2 protein-coding genes are annotated in these 1,946 nt (G+C 66.0%); one reads left to right on the top strand and one right to left on the bottom strand.

All coding sequences use genetic code 11. The features are described from left to right. The first annotated feature begins 22 nt into the window (after positions 1-22). Positions 23-1,243 carry a cyclic nucleotide-gated ion channel gene (locus AUC71_RS09765; RefSeq protein ID WP_069624113.1) on the top strand — a complete coding sequence of 407 codons (1,221 nt, stop codon included), beginning with the start codon at positions 23-25 and terminating at the stop codon, positions 1,241-1,243. On the opposite strand, the gene AUC71_RS09770 is transcribed toward AUC71_RS09765, so the two are convergent. Continuing rightward, on the bottom strand, positions 1,240-1,946 hold a 707-nt coding region (locus AUC71_RS09770), incomplete at its 5' end, for an NADP-dependent isocitrate dehydrogenase (protein WP_083238248.1). The genes AUC71_RS09765 and AUC71_RS09770 overlap by 4 nt on opposite strands.

The following is a 1,946-nucleotide window of genomic DNA, read 5'->3' on the forward strand; positions in this document are numbered from 1 at the left end:
CCGCGCCGGGCACGGCTAGGCCATGGCCGGGGAGACCGTCTGGCGTCACTGGCGCAGGAAGGTCCACGACATCTTGGAGGTGGGCGGCGACGCCCATCCGGCGGCGCATGCGGTGACGGCGTTCATCGTGGCGCTGATTGTCCTGAACGCCGTCGCCTTTGCCGCCGAGACCGTCGATTCCGTCGCCGCCGAATATGGCCCGTGGTTCGACGCCTTGAATCTGTTCTCGGTCGCCGTGTTCACCGTGGAGTATCTGCTGCGGCTGTGGAGCTGCGTGGAGATCCCGATGCTGTCGCGCATGCCGCCATGGCGGGCGCGGCTCAGATTCGCCACCCGGCCGATGATGATCATCGACCTGCTCGCCTTCGCGCCGTGGTACGTGCACTGGATCTATCCAATCGATCTGCGCATCCTTCGGGTGTTCCGATTGTTCCGGCTGCTCAAGCTCGTGCGCTATTCGCCGGCGCTCCAGACTTTGGGCCGCGTGCTGGCGGACGAGTATCGCGCGCTGTTCGGCGCGCTGCTCATCATGCTGGTGCTGCTCCTGTTCGCCTCGACCGGCATGTATTTCCTGGAGCGCGAGGCGCAGCCTGTGGCCTTCGGGTCGGTGCCGGCGGCGGCATGGTGGGCGCTCGCCACCCTCACCACGGTCGGCTATGGCGACGTGGTCCCGGTCACGCCCTTGGGCAAGATGCTCGGCGGCGTCGTCATGCTGCTCGGCGTCGGCATGTTCGCGCTGCCCATCGCCATCATCGCCACCGGCTTCTCGCAAGAATCGAACCGCCATCAATTCGTGGTCACCTGGTCCATGGTCGCCCGTGTGCCACTCTTCGCCAGCATGGACGAGACGGAGATCGCCGAGATCACCAAGCTGCTTTACACGCGGAGCTATCTGCCCGGCGTGCCCATGGTGCGCGCGGGCGACGTGGGCGACGGCATGTTCCTGATCGCGAGCGGCGAAGCCGTCGTCGAAGTCGCCGCGGCCGGAACACGACGCCTGAAGGAGGGGGATTTCTTCGGCGAGATGGCGCTGCTGGAGCATCGCCGCCACAAGCACGACGTCATCGCCAAGTCGCGCTGCCGCGTCTATGTGCTCGACAGCCAGGCGCTGGCGCGGCTGACGCGCCGCCATCCCGAGATCATGACCCACATCCGCGAAGTGGCAAAGAAGCGCACCGAGATCGACGCGTCTCCGCCCGCCCGGAAATCGGCGCGCAAGGCGCCCGCAGGCGAGAAGGCCTAGGCCGCCTGGCGCTTCTCCACGGCCGCGCGCAAATTCTCGCCGATTTTGTCGATGAAGCCTTCCGTGGTCAGCCAGGCCTGGTCGGCGCCGACCAGGAGCGCCAGGTCCTTCGTCATAAAGCCTGACTCGATGGTCGAGACCACGACCTTCTCCAACGTCTCGGCGAAGCGGGCGAGCGCGTCATTGCCGTCGAGCTTGGCCCGGTGCTTCAGCGCCCCGGCCCAGGCGTAGATGGACGCCGTCGAATTGGTCGAGGTGGCTCTGCCCTCCTGATGCTGCCGGAAGTGCCGGGTCACCGTGCCGTGCGCCGCCTCCGCCAGCACGGTCTTGCCGTCGGGCGTCATGAGCACCGACGTCATCAGGCCGAGCGAGCCGAAGCCCTGCGCCACCGTGTCGGACTGCACGTCGCCGTCATAGTTCTTGCAGGCCCAGACATAACCGCCCGACCATTTCAGCGCCGCGGCGACCATGTCGTCGATCAGCCGGTGCTCGTAGGTGAGCCCGCGCTCCTTGAAGGCGTCCTTGAACTCGGTCTCGTAGATCTCGGCGAACAGATCCTTGAAGCGCCCGTCATAGGCCTTGAGGATGGTGTTCTTGGTGGAGAGGTAGACCGGCATGTTGCGCGCCAGCCCATAGTTCATCGAGGCGCGCGCAAAATCGCGGATGGAATTGTCGAGATTGAACATGCCGAGCGCGATGCCGA

Origin of the sequence: Methyloceanibacter marginalis, assembly GCF_001723295.1 — a bacterium.
Lineage (GTDB): Bacteria > Pseudomonadota > Alphaproteobacteria > Rhizobiales > Methyloligellaceae > Methyloceanibacter > Methyloceanibacter marginalis.

Excerpts from the sequence above, each read along its gene's own strand:
- AUC71_RS09765 (WP_069624113.1), top strand. The coding sequence starts at position 23 with ATGGCCGGGGAGACCGTCTGGCGTCACTGGCGCAGGAAGGTCCACGAC.